The sequence below is a fragment of the Actinoalloteichus spitiensis RMV-1378 genome (genome assembly GCF_000239155.1).
In the GTDB taxonomy this organism is placed as follows: Bacteria; Actinomycetota; Actinomycetes; order Mycobacteriales; family Pseudonocardiaceae; genus Actinoalloteichus_B; species Actinoalloteichus_B spitiensis.
On sequence record NZ_AGVX02000673.1, the window covers coordinates 1 to 2,867 of the forward strand.

The window sequence follows — 2,867 nt, forward strand, 5'->3', positions numbered from 1 at the left end:
CCCCCCAACCGCTCCACCGGCAGGTCCAGCGCCTCGCCGAGGCTGATGACCGTGCCGAACCCCGGGGAGGGCATCCGGCCGGTCTCGATCTTGCGCAAGGTTTCCGGTGAGATGCCTGCCGCCCGCGCGACGTCCGCCAGTTCCCGTCCCGCTCGGGCCTGCCGCAACAGGGCACCGAGGCGCCTGCCGGCTTCGATCTGTTCGGGGGTGAGGGGGTGACGGACCATGCTCCCAGCCTAGGGTTGGTATTACTATACCGTCAAGTGCTAGGGTGGCCGGTATAGTAATACCACCACTCATGACGTGAGGTACTCGTGATCGAACTGAAGACGCCCGCGGAGATCGACCGCATGCACGTGACCGGACGCTTCGTCGCCGAGGTGCTCACCGAGGTCGGCCGGCTCGCCGACGTGGGCGTCAACCTCCTGGACCTCGAACACCACGTACGCGGCATGATCGCGCGGCGTGGCGCCGAATCGTGCTACTGGGACTACACCCCGTCCTTCGGCCGGGGCCCGTTCCGCAACGTCATCTGCCTGTCGGTGAACGACGCCGTCCTGCACGGCCTCCCGCACGACTACACCCTCCGGGACGGGGACGTCCTCAGCGCGGACCTCGCGGTCACCATCGACGGCTGGGCGGCCGACTCCGCCCGCACCGTCATCGTGGGCACCCCCGCGGAGGAGGACCTGCGGATCATCCGCGCCACCGAGGAGGCACTGGAGGCGGCGATCGCGGCGGCGCGGCCGGGCAACCGCCTCGGCGACATCTCGGCGGCGATCGGAGGGGTGGCCCGCGACTACGGCTACCCGGTCAACACCGAGTTCGGGGGCCACGGCATCGGCCGCACCATGCACGAGGACCTCCACGTCCCCAACAAGGGCCGGGCCGGCCGGGGCCTGACGCTCCGCCCCGGGCTCACCCTCGCGCTGGAACCCTGGTTCGCGCGGACGACGGACCGGATCGTGTACGACCCGGACGGCTGGACGATCCGGTCGGCGGACGGCTCGCGCACGGCGCACTCGGAGCACACCGTCGCCATCACTGAGGACGGCCCCCTGGTGCTCACCCGGCGCGAACCCGAGGCGGCCACCACGGCCAGCGGCTCCGGCCAGCCCTCCCGCGCGACGGACGCCTGACCGCCCGGTCAGCCGGGCGGGCCCACCGACGACCCCGGTCCCGACGCCACCCAGCAAGGCCGGGTCGTCGCGCGTGGCCCGGCGTGCGCGCGCTGATCGTGCGCATCACGCCAGCCGTCTGGCTCCCGAGCCCGGAGGCGCCCCCGCGAGGGGGGCAAACGCCAGCTGGGAGCGTGGCCCCCATCCGAGTGGGGACGGGGGCCTTCCTGGTAGCCGGAGAACCCGGGCGCCGGAGTGCGCGCCCCGGCGCTGCGGCAGGCCGCCGGGGGGCCTCCGGTCACAGCCCGGGGCCGACCGTCGGACGGCCCGCACTCGTGGGAGAAGCCCCGGCGCCGCGACCAGCGGCGTGCCGCCGCCACGTCCCGCCTGGGCGCTCGCGGGGCGCCCGTACGTCGGCGGACGCGTCGTGCCGGGCCGCCGCATCCTCAGCAGCTCGTCGACCCCCGTGCCCGCCGTCGGGCCCCCCGGGAGTGGGCCTCCGCGCGGGCACCGGCGGTCAGCACCGCACACGAGCGGAACGGCGCGTACGGCGACGCGGCGCGCCCGCAGGCCGTGGCGGTCCCGAGCAGCTCGGCCACGGGCGACGGGTCCGGGGCGGCGGTTCCCCGCCAGACCAGGCCGCCCCACCGCTCCGAGCCGCGGCCCCGTGCACCGGCGACCGGGTGGTCCACGACCGTTCCACGTGGGCCGGACGGACGTCCGGCCCACCGAGGTGGTCCACTCGGTGTCGCGGACCGCCCTGACGGTCCCGCCCCGGACGCGGGTGGTGGCGGGAACGGCGTCGGCAGAGGAGGGCCGACCGGATCAGGACTGCGAACCGTCCTCCGCCGGCGTGCTCGTGGTCGCCGTGGCCGTCCGCGCCTTCCGGCGGCGGGCCAGCGCCATCCACACCACGCCGGCCAGGACGACGAGTACCGCCAGTTCGGTCCAGGGCACGGCGGTCCGGGTGAAATCGTGGGAGGTGGCCTCGGGTGGGGAGACCTCGTCCTCACCGACCGCCAACGCGGTCACCGACAGGTCGCCGAAGAGCAGGAACCAGGGCGAGACCTCGAGCTCGACCGACCGCGACACCACGTCCCCCGGGAGCAGCTCGTCGACCCCGTCCGAGCCCCGCGCCGACCCGAGGCCGAAGGGGCCCTCCGCGTCGAGGGTGGTGGCCGCGCCCAGCCGGACGTTGCCCTCGTTGGCGATCTCGTAGTCCACGACCAGCGTGCCGGGGGAGAACGGGACCCAGGACGAGCGGCGGTACGACGTCCCCTCCGCGTTGACCGACAGCACGGGTTCCAGCTCGCCGGCCACCTGGAGGTGCAGTCGGACCCCGATCCGGCGCTGGACGGTGATGCCGTCCTCGGCGGTGGACACCCCCACGGCGATGCCCGCCGGGTGGTCACCCGGGGTCGCGTCCTCGGGGACCTCCACCGTCACCGGCAGCACGGCGGTCTCGCCGCCGGGCACGGTCACGGTGCCCTCGTCGAGCCCCTCGACGCTGATCCAGCTCCCGGATCCCGTCGGTTCGCCGGTGGCGATGTCGAAGACCCCGCTCTGCCCGACCACGCCGTCCCCGACCGCGACCGCGAACTCGGCTGGCTCGGTGCCCAGGTTGGTCACGGCCACCGCGTCGGAGACGGTCTCACCGGGATCGGCGACGTGCCGCAGGGACAGGCGACCGTCCGGGCCGTCCTCGGTGGCCGGGGCGACGCTCCACCGCACGGCCGCCTCCGCGTCCCC

The 2,867-nt window shown here is 74.8% G+C and carries 3 protein-coding genes; 1 reads left to right on the forward strand and 2 read right to left on the reverse strand.

Annotation, left to right across the window (positions count from 1 at the left end; genetic code table 11):
- The coding region (locus tag ACTIDRAF_RS0223720) for a helix-turn-helix transcriptional regulator (protein ID WP_016701177.1) at window positions 1-227 on the reverse strand (227 nt) is incomplete at its 3' end.
- Window positions 228-314: 87 nt separating this feature from the next.
- On the opposite strand from ACTIDRAF_RS0223720, the gene map reads away from it, so the two are divergent.
- Window positions 315-1,139, forward strand: coding sequence for a type I methionyl aminopeptidase (gene map, locus ACTIDRAF_RS0223725; RefSeq protein WP_016701178.1), 825 nt, complete (start codon window positions 315-317; stop codon window positions 1,137-1,139).
- Window positions 1,140-1,943: 804 nt separating this feature from the next.
- Here map and ACTIDRAF_RS0223735 read toward each other — a convergent pair.
- Window positions 1,944-2,867, reverse strand: a 924-nt coding sequence (locus ACTIDRAF_RS0223735) for a COG1470 family protein (RefSeq protein WP_016701180.1), incomplete at its 5' end; no start/stop codon positions are given.